Here is a 20762-nt window from a genome sequence, read left to right as displayed (position 1 = left end):
AGCCGAAGGCCCCTGGACTGCTCGACGGGAAGTTCTCCCCGGTCCGCCCGCTGCGCGCCAGCGGCAACCTCTTCGCCTTCGCGCTGGACGTCGCCCGCTCCCTGCCCCGGCGCCCCTTCCAGTTCCGCGAGTTCGTGCAGCAGACCTGGTTCGTGGCCAGCGTGACGATCCTGCCCACCGCCCTGGTGGCCATCCCGTTCGGCGCGGTCATCGCCCTGCAGCTCGGCTCGCTGACCCGGCAGCTCGGCGCCCAGTCGTTCACCGGGTCGGCGTCGGTGCTGGCGGTGCTGCGCGAGGCGAGCCCGATCGTGACCGCGCTGCTCATCGCCGGCGCCGGCGGATCGGCCATCTGCGCCGACCTGGGCGCGCGCAAGATCCGGGACGAGATCGACGCCATGGAGGTGCTGGGCATCAGCCCCATCCAGCGCCTCGTCGTCCCCCGGGTCCTCGCCGCCATGCTCGTGGCCACCCTGTTGAACGGTCTGGTCAGCGTCGTGGGCGTGGCCGGTGGCTACTTCTTCAACGTCGTCCTGCAGGGCGGGACGCCGGGCGCCTACCTGGCCTCGTTCGGCGCGCTGGCCCAGGTGGAGGACTTCTGGTCCGGCGAGATCAAGGCGCTGATCTTCGGGCTGATCGCGGGCATCGTGGCCTCCTACAAGGGGCTGCGGGCCGGAGGTGGGCCCAAGGGCGTGGGCGACGCCGTCAACCAGTCGGTGGTCATCACGTTCCTGCTGCTGTTCGCGGTGAACTTCGTGCTGACCGCCCTGTACTTCCAGATCGTCCCGCCCAAGGGGTCGTGACGATGGCCCTCCTCAGCCCGGTCGACCGGGTCCGCGTCGGCCTGCGCAAGGTCCGCGCCGTCTCGCGCAAGCCGCTGGACACCCTCGACGACCTCGGCGACCAGCTCGGCTTCTACGGCCGGGCGCTCGCCTGGACGCCCCGCACGCTGCGCCGCTACAAGAAGGAGGTCGCGCGGCTGCTGGCCGAGGTGACCTTCGGCAGCGGCGCGCTGGCCGTCATCGGCGGCACGGTCGGCGTCATCGGCTTCCTGTCGTTCTTCACCGGCACCGAGGTGGGACTGCAGGGCTACCAGGCGCTGGACCAGCTGGGCACCTCCGCCTTCACCGGCTTCCTCTCCGCGTACTTCAACACCCGCGAGATCGCCCCCCTGGTCGCCGGGCTGGCGCTGTCGGCGACGGTGGGCTGCGGCTTCACGGCGCAGATCGGGGCCATGCGGATCAACGAGGAGATCGACGCCCTCGAGGTGATGGGCGTGCCGTCACTGCCCTTCCTGGTCACCACCCGCATCGTCGCCGGCTTCGTCGCCGTCATCCCGCTGTACGTGATCGGACTGCTCAGCAGCTACTTCGCCACCCGGCTGATCACCACCCAGGCCTATGCCCAATCGGCGGGCACCTACGACCACTACTTCAACCTGTTCCTGCCGCCGCAGGACGTCCTCTGGTCGTTCGTCAAGGTGCTGGTCTTCTCCGTCGTGATCATCCTCAGCCACTGCTACTACGGGTACCGGGCCTCCGGTGGCCCGGCGGGCGTGGGTCTGGCCGTCGGCCGTGCCGTCCGGTTCTCCATCGTGGCCGTGATGGTCATCGACCTGTTCCTGTCGCTGGCCATCTGGGGCTCGACGACGACCGTCCGGATCGCGGGGTGAGCGGCGTGGCACGGGGGGCGGTCGTCCGCCGGCGCCTGCAGGGGCTGGCCTTCCTGGTGGTCCTCGCCCTCCTGCTGGGGCTGACCGTCGCGCTCTACGACAAGGCGTTCACCGGCTTCGCCCGCGTCACGCTGGAGACCGACACCGTCGGCAACCAGCTGCAGGAGACGTCCGACGTCAAGGTGCGCGGCATGATCGTCGGCGAGGTCCGCGACGTCGAGGCGAGCGCCGACGGCGCGACCATCGAGCTCGCGATCCGGCCGCAGTACCTCGACCGGATCCCGGCCGACGTCTCCGCGCGGCTGCTCCCCAAGACGCTGTTCGGCGAGCGGTACGTCTCCCTGGTGCTGCCCGACGAGCCCGGCGCCGAGCGCCTGTCCGACGGCGACGTGATCGGGCAGGACCGGACGGAGAACGCCATCGAGCTCCAGCGGGTGATCGACGACCTGCTCCCGCTGCTGCAGGCGGTCGAGCCGCAGGACCTCAGCTACACCCTCGCCGCGGTCGCCGGCGCGGTGCGCGGTCGCGGGGAGTCCCTCGGCGAGAACCTGGCGGACATCGGGGAGTACGTGGGGGAGCTGAACACGGTCCTGCCCGACATCCAGCACGACATCTCCGCGCTGGCCGACTTCGCCGACACCTACTCCTCGGCCGCCGACGACCTGCTGGCGGTGCTGGACAACCTGTCGGTCACGGCGGACACGCTGGTCGACCAGACCGAGCAGCTGCGCCGGACCTTCACCGTGGTCGACGCCTCGTCGACCACGGCGGCGGAGTTCCTCGAGCGCAACGAGCCGAACCTGATCTCCCTCGCCGAGACCTCGCGGCCCGTCCTCGGGTTGTTCGCCGAGTACTCGCCGGTCTACCCGTGCGTGCTCAACGGGCTCTCGCGGTTCAACCCGATGATCAGCGAGGCCTTCGGCGGCGACGGCGACCCGGCGCTCAACCTGAACATCACCATCACGCTCCCGCCGCGGAACCCGTACCAGCCCGGTGACCAGCCCGCGTACCTCGACAGCTCGGGCCCGGACTGCCAGGGCCTGGACGACATCGACGGCCTCATCGCCGCGACCGAGCAGGGCGAGTACTACTGCCCCCGGCCGCCGGAGGACGGCGTCGACTCGGTCGACAACCCCGTCTCCGGCAACCCGCGCTGCCTGGGCGGTCGGAGCCCGCAGGAGGTGCCGCTCGACGCGAACGACCCCAACCCCGGCGGGGCGGCGGGCGACCGGGTGCCCGGTCAGCTGACCGGATCGACGGCGGAACTGGACTTCGTGCGCAGCCTGATCGGGTACCAGACCGGCAGCGACCCCGACGACGTCACCGACCTGGCCGCCTCGGCCCTGACGCCGCTGCTGCGGGGGAGCCGGGTGCTGGTCCCGTGAAGTCACTGGTCGCGCCGCTGACGAAGCTGGCGGTCTTCGCGCTGGTCACCATCCTGGCCAGCTACGTGCTCATCGCCACGATCACCAACGCCGGGTACGGCGAGCAGCTCACCTACCGGGCCCAGTTCACCGACGTGGCCGGTCTCGTCGAGGGCGACGAGGTGCGCATCGCCGGGGTCCGGGTGGGCCAGGTGACGGAGATCGGGCTCGCCGAGGGCCGCGAGACCCCGGTCGCCGAGATCGGGCTGGAGGTGGACGCCGACGTCCCGCTGCCGGCCGGCGTCCAGGCGACGATCCGCTACCGGAACCTGGTGGGGCAGCGGTACGTGGCGCTGGCCGAGGGCGACGGGTCCGGCGGCGACACCCTGGACGAGGGCGACACCATCCCGCTGGCGCAGACGAAGCCCGCGCTGGACCTGACCACGCTCTTCGGCGGGTTCCAGCCGCTGTTCCAGGCGCTGTCGCCGACGGACGTCAACCGGCTGTCCTTCGAGATCATCCAGGTGTTCCAGGGCGAGGCGGGGACGGTGGAGAGCCTGCTCGGGCACGTCGGGTCGCTGTCGACGTCCCTGGCCGACCGGGACGCCGTCATCGGCAGCCTCATCGACAACCTGACGACCGTCATGGGCACCGTCGCGGCACGCGACGAGCAGCTGTCGTCGCTGGTGGTCAGCCTCCAGCAGTTCGTCACGGGCCTCGCCGACGACCGCGAGGCGATCTTCGACTCGCTCCAGACGATCGACACGCTGGCCTCGACGACGACCGGCTTCCTCGAGGACGCGCGGGCGCCGCTGGCGGCCGACATCCAGGGCCTCGGGGACCTCGCCGGGAACCTGGCCGACACAGGGGACGTCGTGGAGGACTTCCTGCAGCTCGCCCCGACCAAGATCGATCTGATCACCCGGACCGCGGTGAACGGGAGCTGGTTCAACTTCTACGTCTGCGCGGCGTCGGGCTCGGTCGTCCTGCCCGGGCAGACGGAGCCCGCGACCATCCCGGCCGGCGGCTTCTCCAGCGGCGCGGAGGGCTGCTGATGGCCCGCCACCCGAAGCCGTTCCGCGACCGCAACCCGGTCGTCATCGGCGCGATCAGCCTGAGCGTGATCGCGGCGCTGGTCCTGCTGGCCTTCAACGCGCAGAACCTGCCCTTCATCGGGGGCGGCACCGTGTACTCGGCGCAGTTCTCCGAGGCCGCGGGCCTGCGCCCGGACGACCCGGTCCGCATCGCCGGCGTCAAGGTCGGCCAGGTCGAGGACCTGCGCCTGGAGGACGGCGCGGTGACCGTCGACTTCCGCGTCGAGGACGCCTTCGTGGGCGACCGGTCCCAGGCCGCGATTCGCATCGAGACGGTGCTGGGCGCCAAGTACCTCGCGCTGGTCCCCCGGGGCAGCCAGGAGCTCGACCCCGACGACCGGATCCCGCTGGAGCGCACCGCGTCGCCCTACGACGTCGTCGAGGCCTTCGCCGACCTCTCGGCGACGGTCGACGAGATCGACACCGGACAGCTGGCGTCCTCCTTCGAGGTGCTCGCCGACACCTTCGCCGACACCCCGGACGAGGTGCAGGCCTCGCTCGAGGGCCTCGCCCGGCTCTCGGACACCATCTCCTCGCGGGACGCCGAGCTCGAGCGCCTGCTGTCGGCGACCCGCGACGTCTCCGCCGTCCTCGCCGACCGCAACGGCGAGTTCACCCGGCTGATCGTGGACTCGAACACGCTGCTGGAGGAGGTGCAGGCGCGTCGGCAGCTGATCGACTCGATCCTGACCAACACCCAGCTGCTCTCCGACCAGCTGACCGGACTCGTCGCCGAGAACCGCGAGGCCCTCACCCCGGCCCTGCAGCAGCTGGCCACGGTGACCGACATCCTGTCCCGCAACCGGGCCGCCCTGGGGGAGACCGTGGAGAACTTCGCCCCGTTCGTGCGGGTGTTCACCAACACCCTCGGCAACGGCCGCTGGTTCGACAGCTTCGTGGACAACCTCATCCCGGGCGTGGTGGCCTCGGTCGTCTGCGGCTCGACCACCCAGGTCCCCGGCGGCGTGGTCACCTGCGATGGTGCCCCGTGAGCGGGACGTTCCAGCGCGGGGTCGCGATCGCGGCGGCGCTCGTGCTCCTCGGCGCCATCGGCTGGACCGTCCTGCGGCCGGTCGACCAGTACCGGGTCACCGCGTACTTCACCCAGGCCGTCGGCGTCTACGAGGGCAGCGACGTGCGCATCCTCGGCATCGACGTCGGGGAGATCACCGGCGTCGTCCCGATGGGCGACCGGGTGCGGGTGGAGATGCTGGTCGACGAGGGATACGACATCCCGGCCGACGCCGACGCCGTCATCCTCGCGCCGTCGCTGGTCTCCGACCGGTACGTGCAGTTCGCCCCCGTCTACAGCGGCGGGCAGAAGATGGCCGACGGCGCCGAGCTGGGCCTGGACCGGACCGCCACCCCCGTCGAGCTGGACGCGGTCTACGGCGCGCTCGACGAGCTCTCCGCCGCACTCGGCCCGACCGGCGCCAACGCGAACGGCGCGCTCGACGACCTGCTCGAGGTCGGTGCGGCGAACCTCGACGGCAACGGCGAGGCCCTCAACCGGACCCTGACCGGGTTCTCGCAGGCGGTCGAGACCCTCGCGGAGAACCGCGACGACCTCTTCGGCTCGATCGAGAACCTGCAGACCTTCACCTCGGCGCTGGCCACCATCGACGCCCAGGTGGGGCAGTTCAACGACAACATGGCGGCGGTCGCCGCGCAGCTGGACGAGGAGCGGACCGACCTCGCCGCGGCCGTCCAGCTGCTCTCGGACGCCCTCGGGGAGATCGCGACCTTCGTGCAGACCAACACCGACCTGCTGACCACCAACGTCGACCGCCTGGCCGACGTCACCCTCACCCTGGTCCAGCAGCGGCAGGCGCTCGGCGAGATCCTCGACGTCGCCCCCGCGGCGCTGGGCAACGTGGCGCACGCCTACAACCCCGACTACGGGACGCTCGACACCCGGGACAACTCCCTCGGGTCGACCAGCCCCGAGGTCGTCGTCTGCCAGCTGCTCGGGACCGCGGGCCGGCTGAACGTCGCCGGGATCTCGATCAACAGCCTCGCCGACCTGCTCACGCTGCCGCCGACGGACCAGATCTGCCTCCGGCTGCTGTCCGGCGACCCGGGCAACGACGGCGTCCCCGACGACCTCAACGGCAACGGCACGCCGGACCTGGAGGAGCTGCTCCAGCAGCTCTTCGGGACCGGGGCCACCCCCGGCGCACCGGCCGGTCCGCCCGCGAACGGTGGCGTCCTCGGCCTGCCGGTGCTCACCGGGAGCGCCTCGTGAGGGCCGGGCTGCGCCGCGGCGCCGCGCTGGCCGCCGGCGTCCTGCTGCTCAGCGGCTGTGGTTTCCGCGGGGCGTACTCGCTGTCCCTGCCCGGCGGCGCCGACCTGGGCGAGGACCCCTACACCGTGCAGATCCAGTTCCTCGACGTCCTGGACCTCGTCCCGCAGGCCGGGGTCCGGGTCGCCGACGTCGCGGTCGGCCGGGTCGAGGAGATCGAGCTGTCCGACGACTGGACGGCGCTGGTCACCGTGGAGGTCAACGGCGACGTCGACCTCCCCGCCAACGCGGTCGCGATGATCCAGCAGTCCTCCCTGCTCGGGGAGAAGTACGTCGAGCTGGCGGCCCCGGGCAACGAGGACCCCGAGGGCGAGCTGTCGGACGGCTCGCTCATCGCGCTGGACCGGACCAACCGCAACGTCGAGGTCGAGGAGCTGCTCGGTGCGCTGTCCCTCGTCCTCAACGGCGGCGGGCTCGCCCAGCTGCAGACCATCAGCCGCGAGGTCGGCGTCGCCCTGGAGGGCCGGGAGGACGCCATCCGCGACACCCTCGACTCCCTCGACGTCCTGATCGGCGGGCTGGACCAGCAGCGCGCGGAGATCAACCGGGCGCTGGACAGCGTGAACGCGCTGGCCGAGACCCTGGCCGGACGCACCGAGACGATCGAGACCGCGCTCGACAGCATCGGGCCGGGTCTGGACGTCGTCACCTCGCAGCGCGAGCTGCTCGTGTCGATGCTGGACAGCCTGGCGCGGCTCGGCGACGTCGGGACGCGGGTGGTCAACCAGGCGGGGCAGGACACCGTCGAGGACCTCCGGCTGCTGCAGCCGATCCTCAGCCAGCTCGCCGCGGCCGGCCCGGACCTCGCCAACTCGCTGGACCTGCTGCTGACCTATCCCTTCCCGGCCAGCTCGGTCCAGGGCTGCCTGACCGGCGACCCGTGTCCGCTGAACCCGCGCTACGACGCCCGGACCGGTGGCTACGGGCTCTACACGAACATGACGGCCACGCTGGGCTTCGACCTGCGCGAGCTGCTCTGCCGCTACGTCGTCGACCCGGTGACCGGTGCCCTGGAGGTCCTGGACCCGGCGGACCTCGCCGGGGGCTCCTGCGGCGTGCCCGGCAGCCCGCCGGGCAACGGGGCAGGAGGGCCGCCGTGATCACCCGGAAGACGAAGCTGCAGCTGCTGGCGTTCACGGTCGTCGCGCTGCTGGGCATCTCCTACGTCGGCTTCAACTACGTCGGCCTCGACCGGCTGCTGCTGGGCACCGGCTACGAGGTCGACGCGGACTTCGCCGACTCCGGCGGCATCTTCGTCAACGCCGAGGTCACCTACCGGGGCGTCGCCGTCGGCCGGGTCAGCGACATGCAGCTGACCGAGGACGGCGTCCGCGTCACGCTGACCATCGACCCGGACGCCGAGGACATCCCCGCCGACACCGACGCCGTGGTGGCCACCCGCAGCGCGGTGGGGGAGCAGTACGTCGACCTGCGGCCCGCCGGCGACGACGGCCCGTACCTCGAGGACGGCGCGGTCATCCCGGTGGAGCGCACGGCGATCCCGATCCCCGTCGAGCAGCTGCTGCTCAACGTGGACGAGCTCGTGAACTCCCTGGACCCCGAGGACCTGCGGGTCGTCGTGCAGGAGCTCGGCGACGCCTTCGAGGGCGCCGGTGACGACCTGGCCCGGCTCATCGACAACGGCGACCTGCTTCTGGCGCGCGCCGAGGAGTCGCTGCCGCAGACCCTGGCGCTCATCACCGACGGCCGCACCGTGCTCGACACCCAGGTCGAGAGCCGCTCGGCCATCGAGTCGTGGGCCGCGGACCTGCGGGGGGTCAGCGACACCCTGGTCGACATCGACCCCGACCTGCGCAGCCTGCTGGTCAGCGCGCCGGGGGCCGGGGACGCCCTGCAGCGCCTGCTGGACCGGGCCGGCCCCGGGCTGGGCTCGCTGGTGAGCCACGTCGACATCCTCAACGGGGTCACGATCCCGCGGCTGGCCGGCGTCGAGCAGCTGCTGGTCACCTACCCCGACGTCGTCTCCGGCGGCTTCACCGTCGTCCGGCGCGACGGGGACCAGATGCGGGCGCACTTCGGTCTCGTCCTCAACTCCGACGACCCGCGCGCCTGCACCAGCGGCTACGTCCCGACCGGCGCCAACGACAGCCCCGACGACATCCTCCGCGTCGACGTCGGGTCGGTGGGGTGCGACGTCATCAACGGCGCCGACCCGAACGGGGGCGACGGCGTCGACGAGAGCGGCTCGAGCCTGCGCGGCGAGCAGAACATCGGGCGCACCGGCGGCGTCGGCTCGCCCGGGCCCCAGGGGCAGGCGGGCTCGCTCCCGCCGATCCTCTCGACCCTCGACGGGGTGCTGTCGACCATCCTGGGCGGCCTGCCCTTCGCCGACGGCGTGAGCGTCCCGTGACGGCGTCCCGTCGGCTCCGCCGTCCGCCCGCCCGACCGACCGAGAGGACCCACCCGTGAGCGACCCCGACCGGCCGCACCCGAGCGCACGGTCCACCGCCGTCGCCGAGCACGGCGAGGACCCCGCGACGGACGTCGACGCCCCGACGACGACCGCGGGGACCGCCACCACGACGGACCGCTCCGGGACCGACGCCGCGGCCGAGGACCCGGCCGACGTCCCCGCGCGGCGGCGCCGGCGGACCAGCGTGCCGCTCGCGCCCCTGCTCGGCGTGCTGTTGCTCCTGCTCCTGGCGGGGAACGCCTACCTCCTGGCGCCGCGGCTGTTCGGGGAGGAGTCCTCGGTGCGCACGGGCACCTACGTCGACGTGCTCCAGGCCGCGCGCTCCGACGTGGTCGACCTGACCTCCTTCGACTACCTGACCATCGACGACGACATCGAGCAGGCCCGTCGGGTCACCACCGGCGACCTCACCGACGAGTCCGTGTCCGGCCTCGAGGGGGCCCGCCAGCAGATCGTCGACGCCCAGGCCGTGACCAGCTCCGAGGTGGTCGGCGCCGGGGTGACCCGGGCGACCGAGGACGAGGGGACCGTCGTGATGGTCATCGCGACCACCCGGCAGGCGGCCGGGGTGCCCGCGCAGGTGCGCCGCGACCGCATCGAGGTGGACCTGCAGCGCGAGGGCGACCGCTGGCTGCTCTCGGCGATCCGGGGGACCGGGTCCGATGACTGACCGGCCCGACGACCGGCCCCGGCCGACCCCGCGACCCCGCCCGGCTGCCACTCCGCGGCCCAGCCCCCGCCCCCGCGTGGCCGGCAGCCGCCGCGACCGGGAGGACGCCGCCGCCCCGGCGCCGGCCACCCCGGACCGTCCCGCCCCCGGGCCCCGGCCGTCCGGCACCGGGGCGTCGGCGCGCCGCGAGCGCCGGGCCGGCACCGGGACCGTCCCGGCACGGGCGGAACGCGCGGCCCGGGACGCGCGACCGGCCCGCGCCGAGACCGTCCCCGCCCGGCGCGGCCGACGGGTGGGCCTCGTCGCGGTGCTGTCGGTGCTCTGCCTGCTGGCGGCGGTCGCCGCCGGGCTGCTGCTCTGGCAGCGGCCGGACCGCACCTACGTGGACCCGGAGATCTTCACGGCGGCGGAGGACAGCGTCGAGGCCGTGTACCGCTACGACTACGAGGACTCCGACGGCAGCGTCGCCGGGCAGCTCGACGTCCTCACCGGCGACCTGCGCAGCCAGTACGAGGCCGAGGCCCAGGGCGCGCTGATCGACACCTACGAGCAGGTGTCGGCGACCATCCGCTACGACGTGCGCGACGTCGCGGTGCAGCAGGTCGACGAGGAGCAGGACGAGGCCACGCTGGTGGTCTTCGGGCAGCTGGTGGCGAAGTCGGTGAACACCGGCACCCAGCCGGCTCCCGAGGGCAGCGAGTGCGTGGTGACCGCCGACGGCGAGCAGTCCTGCGTGCGCACGGTGCAGATCCGCCTGGTGCACGAGGACGACGCCTGGAAGATCAGCGAGCTGACGGTCCTCACCACCGGCTGAACGCGCTCCGGCGTGGCTGCCGGACGGGGACCGTCGCGGGCTGGCATCATGGCCCGCGACGGTCCCGCCGGTCGGTGGGCACTGGTCCTTACCGGGTGTCGGTCGCCACAACCCCCGACGTGGACAGTGTCTCCGATCAGGGGTAGGGTTCCCTGTTGCGCTGCCCCCTGACTGCATGCCCGCCGAGACGGGTCACCTGGGGTGCCCGGGAACTGCTGCCCAGGCCCCTCGGACACCGCTCGGACAGGGCCTCATCAGCCTCGGGTCAGCCCCGCCGAAACCGACGACGACCCAGGACGAAACAGCACCACCGACCGCCCGCACGTCGTGAGGTCCTTGGAAGGACGCATCTTGGCAGGCTCTCGCCCCACCAGCATCTCCGCAGGCACCACCGATTCACCCAGTCCGCAGAGCACCACCCCGCAGTCCGGCCCCCGCACCGGTGAGGCCGACCAGCAGAAGATCCCGGGCGCGCCGCTGCGCGTCTCCTTCGCCAAGATCAACGAGCCGCTCGAGGTGCCGGACCTGCTGGCCCTGCAGACCGCCTCGTTCGACTGGCTGGTCGGCAGCCCCGAGTGGCGCGCCACCCTCTCTCCCGAGGAGCAGGCGGCCGCCGTCGGCGGCCTCGCCGAGATCCTCGAGGAGATCTCGCCGATCGAGGACTTCAGCGGCTCGATGTCCCTGTCCTTCTCCAACCCGCGCTTCGAGGACGTCAAGGCGTCCCTCGAGGAGTGCAAGGACAAGGACATGACCTACGCGGCGCCGCTGTTCGTCACCGCCGAGTTCATGAACAACACCACCGGCGAGATCAAGTCGCAGACGGTGTTCATGGGCGACTTCCCGATCATGACGAGCAAGGGCACGTTCGTCATCAACGGGACCGAGCGCGTCGTCGTCTCGCAGCTCGTCCGCAGCCCGGGCGTCTACTTCGACAAGACCCTGGACAAGACGTCGGACAAGGACGTCTTCAGCGCCAAGGTCATCCCCAGCCGCGGTGCGTGGCTGGAGTTCGACGTCGACAAGCGCGACACCGTCGGCGTCCGCATCGACCGCAAGCGCCGCCAGCCGGTCACCGTGCTGCTCAAGGCGCTGGGCTGGACCGAGGACCGCATCCGCGAGCACTTCCAGTGGTCGCCCACGGTGCTGGCCACCCTCGAGAAGGACCACATCGCCGGCCAGGACGAGGCCCTGCTCGACATCTACCGCAAGCTGCGTCCGGGCGAGCCGCCGACGCGCGAGTCGGCCCAGGCGCTGCTGGAGAACCTCTTCTTCAACCCGAAGCGCTACGACCTCGCGAAGGTCGGCCGCTACAAGGTCAACAAGAAGCTGGCCGTCTCGGTGCCGCAGAGCACCAGCACGCTGACCGAGGACGACATCGTCGCCACCATCGAGTACGTCGTGCGTCTCCACGCCGGCGAGCCCGACCACGGCGTCGACGACATCGACCACTTCGGCAACCGCCGGCTGCGCACCGTGGGCGAGCTGATCCAGAACCAGATCCGGGTCGGCCTCTCCCGCATGGAGCGCGTGGTCCGCGAGCGGATGACGACCCAGGACGTCGAGGCGATCACGCCGCAGACCCTGATCAACATCCGGCCGGTCGTCGCCTCCATCAAGGAGTTCTTCGGCACCAGCCAGCTGTCCCAGTTCATGGACCAGACCAACCCCCTCGCGGGCCTGACCCACAAGCGCCGCCTGTCGGCGCTGGGTCCGGGTGGTCTGTCCCGCGAGCGGGCCGGCATGGAGGTCCGCGACGTCCACCCGAGCCACTACGGCCGCATGTGCCCGATCGAGACGCCGGAAGGCCCGAACATCGGCCTGATCGGCTCGCTGTCCTCGTTCGGTCGCGTCAACCCGTTCGGCTTCATCGAGACGCCGTACCGCCGGGTCGACGAGAACGGCACCGTCACCGAGCAGATCGACTACCTGACCGCCGACGAGGAGGACCGCTTCGTCGTCGCCCAGGCCAACTCGCCGCTGGACGCCGCGGGCCGGTTCACCGAGGACCGCGTCCTCGTCCGGACCAAGGGTGGTGAGGTCGACTACCTGTCGCCCGAGAACGTCGACTACATGGACGTCTCGCCGCGCCAGATGACCTCGGTCGCCACGGCGATGATCCCGTTCCTCGAGCACGACGACGCCAACCGCGCGCTCATGGGCGCCAACATGCAGCGTCAGGCGGTGCCGCTGCTGCGCAGCGAGGCCCCGCTCGTCGGCACCGGCATGGAGCTGCGTGCCGCCGTCGACGCCGGTGACGTTGTCGTGGCCGAGAAGGCCGGCGTCGTGGAGGACTCCACCGCCGACTACGTGACGGTCATGGCCGACGACGGCACCCGGCAGACCTACCGGCTGCTGAAGTTCCGTCGCTCGAACCAGGGCACCTCGATCAACCAGAGCCCCGTCGTCGACGAGGGTCAGCGGGTCGAGGTCGGCCAGGTCATCGCCGACGGGCCGTGCACCGACGAGGGCGAGATGGCGCTGGGCAAGAACCTGCTCGTCGCCTTCATGCCGTGGGAGGGCCACAACTACGAGGACGCGATCATCCTGTCGCAGCGCCTCGTGCAGGACGACGTCCTGTCCTCGATCCACATCGAGGAGTTCGAGGTCGACGCCCGCGACACCAAGCTCGGTGCCGAGGAGATCACCCGGGACATCCCGAACGTCTCCGAGGAGGTCCTCGCCGACCTCGACGAGCGCGGCATCATCCGCATCGGTGCCGAGGTCGTCCCCGGCGACATCCTCGTCGGCAAGGTCACGCCCAAGGGCGAGACCGAGCTGACCCCCGAGGAGCGGCTGCTGCGCGCGATCTTCGGCGAGAAGGCCCGCGAGGTCCGCGACACCAGCCTCAAGGTCAAGCACGGTGAGTCCGGCAAGGTCATCGGCGTCCGCGTGTTCTCGCGTGAGGACGGCGACGAGCTGCCTGCCGGCGTCAACGAGCTGATCCGGGTCTACGTCGCCCAGATGCGCAAGATCTCCGACGGCGACAAGCTCGCCGGGCGCCACGGCAACAAGGGCGTCATCTCGAAGATCCTGCCGCAGGAGGACATGCCGTTCCTCGAGGACGGCACCCCGGTCGACATCGTGCTCAACCCGCTGGGCGTGCCCGGCCGGATGAACGTCGGCCAGGTCCTGGAGATGCACCTGGGCTGGGTGGCCAAGCAGGGCTGGCAGGTCGAGGGCACCCCCGACTGGGCCGCCAACCTGCCGACGGCCGCGCGCGCTGCCGAGCCGAACACCCGGACGGCCACGCCGGTGTTCGACGGCGCCAAGGAGGACGAGATCGTCGGCCTCCTGGGCTCGACGATCCCGAACCGGGACGGCGACCGCATGGTCAAGGAGACGGGCAAGGCCCGGCTGTTCGACGGTCGCTCCGGGGAGCCCTTCCCCGAGCCGATCGCCGTCGGCTACGTCTACATCCTGAAGCTGCTGCACCTGGTCGACGACAAGATCCACGCCCGGTCGACCGGCCCGTACTCGATGATCACGCAGCAGCCGCTGGGTGGTAAGGCGCAGTTCGGTGGCCAGCGCTTCGGCGAGATGGAGTGCTGGGCGATGCAGGCCTACGGCGCGGCCTACGCGCTGCAGGAGCTGCTGACCATCAAGTCCGACGACATCCTCGGCCGCGTCAAGGTCTACGAGGCCATCGTCAAGGGCGAGAACATCCCCGAGCCGGGCATCCCGGAGTCGTTCAAGGTGTTGCTCAAGGAGCTCCAGTCGCTGTGCCTCAACGTCGAGGTGCTGTCCGGTGACGGGCAGGCGATCGAGCTGCGCGACACCGACGACGAGGTCTTCCGGGCCGCGGAGGAGCTGGGCATCGACCTGTCCCGCCGCGAGCCGTCGTCCGTCGAGGACGTCTGATCGGCCGCCGGCCGGCCCCTGACCGGGGCCGGCCGGCGCCCCCGACTCCCACATTGAAGAAGAACTAGCCCCTGAAAGGGGTAATCAGTTGCTCGACGTCAACTTCTTCGACGAACTGCGTATCGGCCTGGCCAGTGGTGACGACATCCGTCAGTGGTCCCACGGCGAGGTGAAGAAGCCCGAGACCATCAACTACCGCACGCTCCGTCCCGAGAAGGACGGGCTCTTCTGCGAGAAGATCTTCGGTCCCACCCGGGACTGGGAGTGCTACTGCGGCAAGTACAAGCGGGTCCGCTTCAAGGGCATCATCTGCGAGCGCTGCGGCGTCGAGGTGACCCGGGCCAAGGTCCGCCGCGAGCGGATGGGCCACATCGAGCTCGCCGCGCCGGTCACCCACATCTGGTTCTTCAAGGGCGTCCCGTCGCGCCTGGGGTACCTGCTCGACCTGGCGCCCAAGGACCTCGAGAAGATCATCTACTTCGCGGCCTACCTGATCACCACGGTCGACGACGAGTCGCGGCACCGCGACCTGCCGACGATCGAGGCGGAGATCAGCGCCGAGAAGCACAACCTCGAGACCCGGCGCGACGCCGACATCGAGGCCCGCCAGCAGAAGCTCGAGGCCGACCTGGCCGAGCTCGAGGCCGAGGGCGCCAAGTCCGACGTCCGCCGCAAGGTCCGCGAGGGCGGCGAGCGCGAGATGCGCCAGATGCGCGACCGCTCGCAGCGGGAGATCGACCGCCTCGAGGAGGTGCTCGACACCTTCCGCAAGCTGGAGGTCAAGCAGCTCATCTCGGACGAGGGCCTCTACCGCGAGCTGCGCGACCGCTTCGGTGAGTACTTCGAGGGCGGCATGGGCGCCGCGGCGCTGCAGAAGCTGCTGGCCGGCTTCGACCTCGACGCCGAGGCCATCTCGCTGCGCGACACCATCCGCAACGGGAAGGGCCAGCGCAAGCTGCGCGCCCTCAAGCGGCTCAAGGTCGTCGCGGCGTTCCAGCAGACCCGCAACTCGCCCATGGGCATGGTGCTGGACTGCGTCCCGGTCATCCCGCCGGACCTGCGCCCGATGGTGCAGCTCGACGGTGGCCGCTTCGCCACCAGCGACATGAACGACCTGTACCGCCGGGTCATCAACCGGAACAACCGGCTCAAGCGACTGCTGGACCTCGGCGCGCCCGAGATCATCGTGAACAACGAGAAGCGGATGCTCCAGGAGTCCGTGGACGCACTGTTCGACAACGGCCGTCGCGGCCGGCCGGTCACCGGCCCGGGCAACCGCCCGCTGAAGTCCCTGAGCGACCTGCTCAAGGGCAAGCAGGGCCGGTTCCGCCAGAACCTGCTCGGCAAGCGCGTCGACTACTCCGGCCGTTCGGTCATCGTCGTCGGCCCGCAGCTGAAGCTGCACCAGTGCGGTCTGCCCAAGCAGATGGCCCTGGAGCTGTTCAAGCCCTTCGTCATGAAGCGGCTGGTCGACCTCAACCACGCGCAGAACATCAAGTCCGCCAAGCGGATGGTGGAGCGCGCGCGGCCGGTCGTCTGGGACGTGCTCGAGGAGGTCATCACCGAGCACCCGGTGCTGCTGAACCGCGCACCGACCCTGCACCGCCTGGGCATCCAGGCCTTCGAGCCGCAGCTGGTCGAGGGCAAGGCCATCCAGATCCACCCGCTCGTCTGCACCGCGTTCAACGCGGACTTCGACGGGGACCAGATGGCGGTGCACCTGCCGCTGTCGGCCGAGGCGCAGGCCGAGGCCCGGATCCTGATGCTGTCCAGCAACAACATCCTGAGCCCGGCCGACGGTCGTCCGATCACCGCGCCGACCCAGGACATGGTGCTCGGCCTGTACCACCTGACGACCCTCGTGGCCTCGCCGCGTGAGGCCGACGGCGGTCAGGCGCGCTCGTTCTCCTCGACCGCCGAGGCCGTCATGGCCTACGACAAGGGCGACCTGGCTCTGCAGGAGCGGGCCTGGATCCGCCTGGACGAGGTCTACGGCGTCGACAACGGCGTGAACGACGCGTGGGAGCAGCCGGAGGACTGGACGCCGGGCGCCCCCGCGCGCGTGCTCACCAGCCTGGGCCGGGTGCTGTTCAACGAGGCCCTCCCCGAGGACTACCGCTTCGTCAACTACCAGGTGCCGAAGAAGGAGCTCGGGGCGATCGTCAACGACCTCGCCGAGCGCTACCCCAAGGTGCAGGTCGCGGCGACGCTGGACGCCCTCAAGTCCGCCGGGTTCCACTGGGCCACCCGCGCGGGGATCACGATCGCCATCGACGACGTGGTCACCCCGCCGGCCAAGGCCGAGATCCTGGAGCGCCACGAGGCCGAGGCGCGGGCCATCGAGAAGCAGTACGAGCGCGGCGTCATCACCGACTCCGAGCGTCGTGGCGAGCTGATCGAGATCTGGACCCGCGCGCGGGCCGAGGTCAGCCAGGCGATGGTGGACAACTTCCCCACCACGAACCCGGTCTGGGTCATGGTCAACTCGGGCGCCCGAGGCAACATGATGCAGATCAGCCAGATCGCCGGTATGCGCGGCCTGGTGGCGAACCCGAAGGGCGAGATCATCCCGCGGCCGATCAAGGCCAACTTCCGGGAGGGTCTGTCCGTGCTGGAGTACTTCATCTCCACGCACGGCGCCCGCAAGGGTCTGGCGGACACGGCGCTCCGGACCGCCGACTCCGGCTACCTCACCCGCCGGCTGGTCGACGTCTCGCAGGACGTCATCATCCGCGAGGAGGACTGCGGCACCGACCGCGGCGTCATCATGCCGATCGGCACGGTCGTCAACGGTCAGCTGACCCGCGACGCCCACGTCGAGACCAGCGTGTACGCCCGTGCCCTGGCCGCCGACGCGGTGGCCGAGGACGGGACGGTCATCGCGCAGGCCGGCTCCGACCTGGGTGACGTGCTCCTGGCCGAGCTGATCGACGCCGGCGTGGCCGAGGTCAAGGTCCGCTGCGTCCTCACCTGCGAGTCCCTGCTGGGCACCTGCGCCACCTGCTACGGCCGGTCGCTGGCGTCGGGCAAGCTCGTGGACGTCGGCGAGGCGGTCGGCATCATCGCCGCCCAGTCGATCGGCGAGCCCGGTACGCAGCTGACGATGCGCACCTTCCACACCGGTGGTGTGGCCGGTGCCGACATCACGCACGGTCTGCCGCGTGTGGTCGAGCTCTTCGAGGCCCGTGTCCCCAAGGGCAAGGCGCCGATCGCCGAGCTGGCCGGCACCCTGCGCATCGAGGACGGCGAGCAGTTCCGGAAGCTCACCATCACCCCGGACGACGGCTCCGACGAGGTCGTCATCGACAAGATGTCGCGTCGTTCGCGCATGCGGGTCGAGGACGGTGCCCACGTCGAGGTCGGCGAGCAGCTGACCGAGGGTGCGGTGGACCCGCACGAGGTGCTGCGGATCATGGGCCCGCGCGAGGTGCAGCTGCACCTCGTCCGTGAGGTCCAGGAGGTCTACCGCAGCCAGGGCGTGTCGATCCACGACAAGCACATCGAGGTGATCATCCGCCAGATGCTGAAGCGGGTGACCATCATCGACTCGGGCGCCACGGAGTTCCTGCCGGGTGCGCTGGTCGAGCGGACGCTGTTCGAGACCGAGAACCGCCGCGTCGTCGCCGAGGGCGGCGAGCCGGCCTCGGCCCGTCCGGTCCTCATGGGCATCACCAAGGCCTCGCTCGCGACCGAGTCGTGGCTGTCGGCCGCCTCCTTCCAGGAGACGACCAAGGTGCTCACCGACGCCGCCATCCAGGGGAAGAGCGACAGCCTGCTCGGCCTCAAGGAGAACGTGATCATCGGGAAGCTCATCCCGGCCGGTACCGGCATCAGCCGCTACCGCAACATCACGGTCGAGCCGACCGAGGAGGCCCGCGCCGCCGTCTACACGATGGCCGGGTACGACGACGGGCAGTACTACAGCCCGGACGTCTTCGGCTCGGGCTCCGGCGAGGCCGTGCGCCTGGAGGAGTACGACTGGCGGGGCTGATCCCCGAGTAGACGCAGAGGGCCCCGCAGGCAGCAGCCTGCGGGGCCCTCTCGCGTCATGTGACGCAACCGGGTCGGGGTCGTCCCCGGCCCGGTGGACTACTTGTCACACAGCTGGCGCATCGTCGCCACCGTCTTCAGCCGGTTCTCCCGGCTGTCGTCCAGCGGCTGCAGGGCGAGGGTGGTCACGCCGGCCTCGCGGAAGGCGGCGATCCGCTCGGCGACGTAGCCCTCGGGCCCGATGAGCGACACGGCGCGGACGAGCTCGTCCGGCAGGGCGGCGGCGGCCTCGTCCTTCTTGCCCGACAGGTAGAGGTCCTGCACGGTGCCCGCGGCGTCAGCGAAGCCGTAGCGCACGGCCAGGTCGTTGTAGAAGTTCTTGCCCTTGGCGCCCATCCCGCCCACGTACAGGGCCAGGTGGGGGCGCACGAGGTCGTGCAGCGCGTCGACGTCGTCCCCGATGGCGACCGGGACGCCGACGACGACCTGGAGCTCGCCCAGCGACGGGTCGCGCTTGGCCTTGCCGGCGGCGAGGGAGTCGCCCCAGACGTCGGCGGCGCGCTCCGGCATGAACCAGATGGGCTCCCACGCCTCGGCGATCTCGGCGGCGAGCTCGACGTTCTTCGGGCCCAGGGCGGCCAGCATGATCGGCACCCGCTCGCGCACGGGCGTGTTGATCAGCTTCAGGGGCTTGCCGAGGCCGGTGCCCTGCTCGGGGGGCAGCGGGATCGTGTACTTCGGGCCGGCGTGCTCGAGCTTCTCCCGTCGCCACACCTGCCGGCAGATCTCGACGATCTCGCGGGTCCGCTGCAGCGGGGCGTCGTAGGCGACGCCGTGCCAGCCCTCGATGACCTGCGGGCCGGAGGCGCCGAGGCCGAGGGTGAAGCGCCCGTCGGACACGAAGTCCAGTCCCGCCGCGGTCATGGCCAGCAGCGCGGGGGTCCGGCTGTAGATCGGCAGGATGCCGGCCAGCAGCTCGACCCGTTCGGTGACCGCGGCGAGGTAGCCGAGCTGGCTCACCGAGTCGAAGGTGTAGACCTCGGCGACCGTCGCGACGTCGAGGCCGGCGGCCTCCAGATCGCGGATCTCTGCCGCGGTGTCGCGGAAGCCCCCGCTGTAGCTGGCCTGGATGCCGATGCGCACGTGCCCTCCCGGGGTCGTCGGCGCCCTCGTCGGCGCCGGGACGACCGTATCGGCGGGGGGATCAGAGCGGGCGGACGACCCCGACGACCTGGGTCACCACACGGACGCCGTCGACGTCACCGGGCACCCGGCCGGCCGCGCCCGGATCCGCCAGGTCCACCTTCACCACGTAGCCGGCGCCGCGGCGGGCCAGCCCGATGCCCACGACCTCGGGCACGGCGGCGAGCCGCTGGCTCAGGGCGCTCTTCGCCGCGCGGGCGGCGGCACGGTCGGACACACCTCCATGGTGCGCCACTCCCGCCGATACGAACAGTGTCCGCGGGCATCGGTCACCCGCCGATCCCCCAGTCGGCACCCAGGACGTCGAGCACCGTGGCCAGCGGGCTGGCGTAGGTGACGCCTCCGCCCTGCGCGCCGCCGATGTCGCTCCCGGCGAACAGCAGTGCCAGCGGCGCCCGGTCGGCGCTCCGCCAGATGACCGACCCGCTGTCGCCTCCGGCGCTGAAGGCACCGTCCAGCCCCTCGATCTCGAGTTGCCCGTCGAAGGTGTGGACCACCTCGTCGTACTGCACCGCGACGCCGTCCACTTCGACGGCGGTGATCCGCCCGTGCGTGTGCCCCGTCGTGCGGCCCAGCTTCTCGACCCGCTCGTCCGGGTCCACCTCGTCCCCGTCGACGACCGTGGGCCCCAGTGGGCCCCCGGGATAGGCCCCCGGGTCGGTCGCCACGCCGTCGTCCAGGACCGCCACGGCGGCGTCGACCAGGTTGCGCCCCGTCGCGAAGCGGGGGAACGCGCTCAGCGTGGCCACCCGGTCGGCCGCGGCGCCGCCGTCGGCCGGCCCGGGCTGCAGCACCGGGTCCCCGGGGACGGCGGCGTCGCTGGCGGCGAGGACGTGGTTGTTGGACAGGACGGCGGGCCGACCACCGACCCGCACGAAGCCGCCCAGGGTGCCCGCCGTGACCGTGGGATGCGCGATGGAGCACCCGGGGCGCAACGGCCGGACCCGGCGCTGCAGGTCGGCCGGGGAGGTGGCGGCGCCGGTGGGGGAGCGGAGGGCGCGCACCGGCCCGATGACCCGGACGTCCACCTCCGCTCGCAGCGCGTCCGACACCCCGTCGAGCAGCACGACCGCGTCGCTCCGGGTGGCCACCCGGACGGCCAGGCGCACCTGCCCGGGGGACAGGGGAGCCAGACCCAGGGCGGGCCGGAACCACGGCCGGCCGGGCGCCAGCCCGCTGGCGCTCACCGGGGCGTCCCAGCCCTCGACCCGCGCCCCCAGCCGGAGCTTCAGCTCCCGCGCCGCATCGATCTGCACCGTTCCCCCTCGCTCCCCGGATCGTCGCCCAGGGTGTCCGTCCTGGCACCGACGGTAGGGCCGGGGTGTGACAACCTCTCGGCGCCGACGGGCCGGGCTGCCGCCGGC

Annotated in this window: 15 protein-coding genes; 12 read left to right on the top strand and 3 right to left on the bottom strand. The window is 71.5% G+C overall.

From position 1 onward, the window contains the following. The first annotated feature begins 17 nt into the window (after window positions 1–17). The 12 genes from N555_RS0121120 (at window position 18) to N555_RS0121065 (ending at window position 18196) form a co-directional block, all read left to right on the top strand. Complete coding sequence (locus N555_RS0121120; RefSeq protein ID WP_029433483.1) at window positions 18–800, top strand: MlaE family ABC transporter permease; 783 nt, start codon at window positions 18–20, stop codon at window positions 798–800. A 2-nt stretch (window positions 801–802) separates the two neighbouring features. Beyond that, the gene (locus tag N555_RS0121115) at window positions 803–1669 is read left to right on the top strand and encodes an MlaE family ABC transporter permease (RefSeq protein WP_081866394.1); all 867 of its coding nucleotides are present in this window, start codon (window positions 803–805) and stop codon (window positions 1667–1669) included. Window positions 1670–1674: 5 nt separating this feature from the next. Beyond that, entirely contained in the window at window positions 1675–3054 is a 1380-nt protein-coding gene (locus N555_RS0121110; protein WP_029433481.1) for an MCE family protein, read from the top strand. Further along, window positions 3051–4088, top strand: coding sequence for an MCE family protein (locus tag N555_RS0121105; protein ID WP_029433480.1), 1038 nt, complete (start codon window positions 3051–3053; stop codon window positions 4086–4088). Before N555_RS0121110 ends, N555_RS0121105 begins: the two co-directional genes overlap by 4 nt. Next, complete coding sequence (locus tag N555_RS0121100) at window positions 4088–5119, top strand: MCE family protein (RefSeq protein ID WP_029433479.1); 1032 nt, start codon at window positions 4088–4090, stop codon at window positions 5117–5119. The genes N555_RS0121105 and N555_RS0121100 overlap by 1 nt, the downstream gene beginning before the upstream one ends. After that, window positions 5116–6372: an MCE family protein gene (locus tag N555_RS28040; RefSeq protein ID WP_156036480.1), complete on the top strand. Its 1257-nt coding sequence runs from the start codon at window positions 5116–5118 to the stop codon at window positions 6370–6372. Before N555_RS0121100 ends, N555_RS28040 begins: the two co-directional genes overlap by 4 nt. Then, entirely contained in the window at window positions 6369–7529 is a 1161-nt protein-coding gene (locus N555_RS28035; RefSeq protein WP_051684317.1) for an MCE family protein, read from the top strand. The genes N555_RS28040 and N555_RS28035 overlap by 4 nt, the downstream gene beginning before the upstream one ends. Continuing rightward, entirely contained in the window at window positions 7526–8800 is a 1275-nt protein-coding gene (locus tag N555_RS0121085) for an MCE family protein (protein ID WP_051684316.1), read from the top strand. The genes N555_RS28035 and N555_RS0121085 overlap by 4 nt, the downstream gene beginning before the upstream one ends. A gap of 55 nt (window positions 8801–8855) precedes the next feature. Further along, window positions 8856–9533, top strand: coding sequence for a hypothetical protein (locus N555_RS0121080; RefSeq protein ID WP_029433475.1), 678 nt, complete (start codon window positions 8856–8858; stop codon window positions 9531–9533). Between the two features lie 76 nt (window positions 9534–9609). Further along, window positions 9610–10347, top strand: coding sequence for a hypothetical protein (locus tag N555_RS0121075; protein ID WP_029433474.1), 738 nt, complete (start codon window positions 9610–9612; stop codon window positions 10345–10347). Between the two features lie 462 nt (window positions 10348–10809). After that, a complete protein-coding gene (rpoB, locus tag N555_RS0121070; RefSeq protein ID WP_051684353.1) occupies window positions 10810–14205 on the top strand; it encodes a DNA-directed RNA polymerase subunit beta in 3396 nt (1131 codons plus the stop codon). A gap of 88 nt (window positions 14206–14293) precedes the next feature. Further along, entirely contained in the window at window positions 14294–18196 is a 3903-nt protein-coding gene (locus N555_RS0121065) for a DNA-directed RNA polymerase subunit beta' (RefSeq protein ID WP_029433472.1), read from the top strand. A 98-nt stretch (window positions 18197–18294) separates the two neighbouring features. Here N555_RS0121065 and N555_RS0121060 read toward each other — a convergent pair whose 3' ends face one another. The 3 genes from N555_RS0121060 to N555_RS0121050 form a co-directional block, all read right to left on the bottom strand. Then, window positions 18295–19338, bottom strand: coding sequence for an LLM class F420-dependent oxidoreductase (locus tag N555_RS0121060; RefSeq protein WP_029433471.1), 1044 nt, complete (start codon window positions 19336–19338; stop codon window positions 18295–18297). Window positions 19339–19399: 61 nt separating this feature from the next. Beyond that, window positions 19400–19615: a hypothetical protein gene (locus N555_RS0121055; protein WP_029433470.1), complete on the bottom strand. Its 216-nt coding sequence runs from the start codon at window positions 19613–19615 to the stop codon at window positions 19400–19402. 52 nt (window positions 19616–19667) lie between these two features. Beyond that, entirely contained in the window at window positions 19668–20654 is a 987-nt protein-coding gene (locus N555_RS0121050) for a chymotrypsin family serine protease (protein ID WP_029433469.1), read from the bottom strand. Window positions 20655–20762 lie beyond the last annotated feature (108 nt).

It is taken from the genome of Blastococcus sp. URHD0036 (assembly GCF_000701365.1).
Lineage (GTDB): Bacteria > Actinomycetota > Actinomycetes > Mycobacteriales > Geodermatophilaceae > Trujillonella.
The sequence above is the reverse complement of the archived record's forward strand: the minus strand, read 5'-3'. Positions and strand labels throughout refer to the sequence as shown.

Bases quoted from the DNA above. Each gene is read 5' to 3' on its own strand.
- N555_RS0121115 (WP_081866394.1), top strand. From the start codon at position 803: ATGGCCCTCCTCAGCCCGGTCGACCGGGTCCGCGTCGGCCTGCGCAAG.
- N555_RS0121100 (WP_029433479.1), top strand. From the start codon at position 4,088: ATGGCCCGCCACCCGAAGCCGTTCCGCGACCGCAACCCGGTCGTCATC.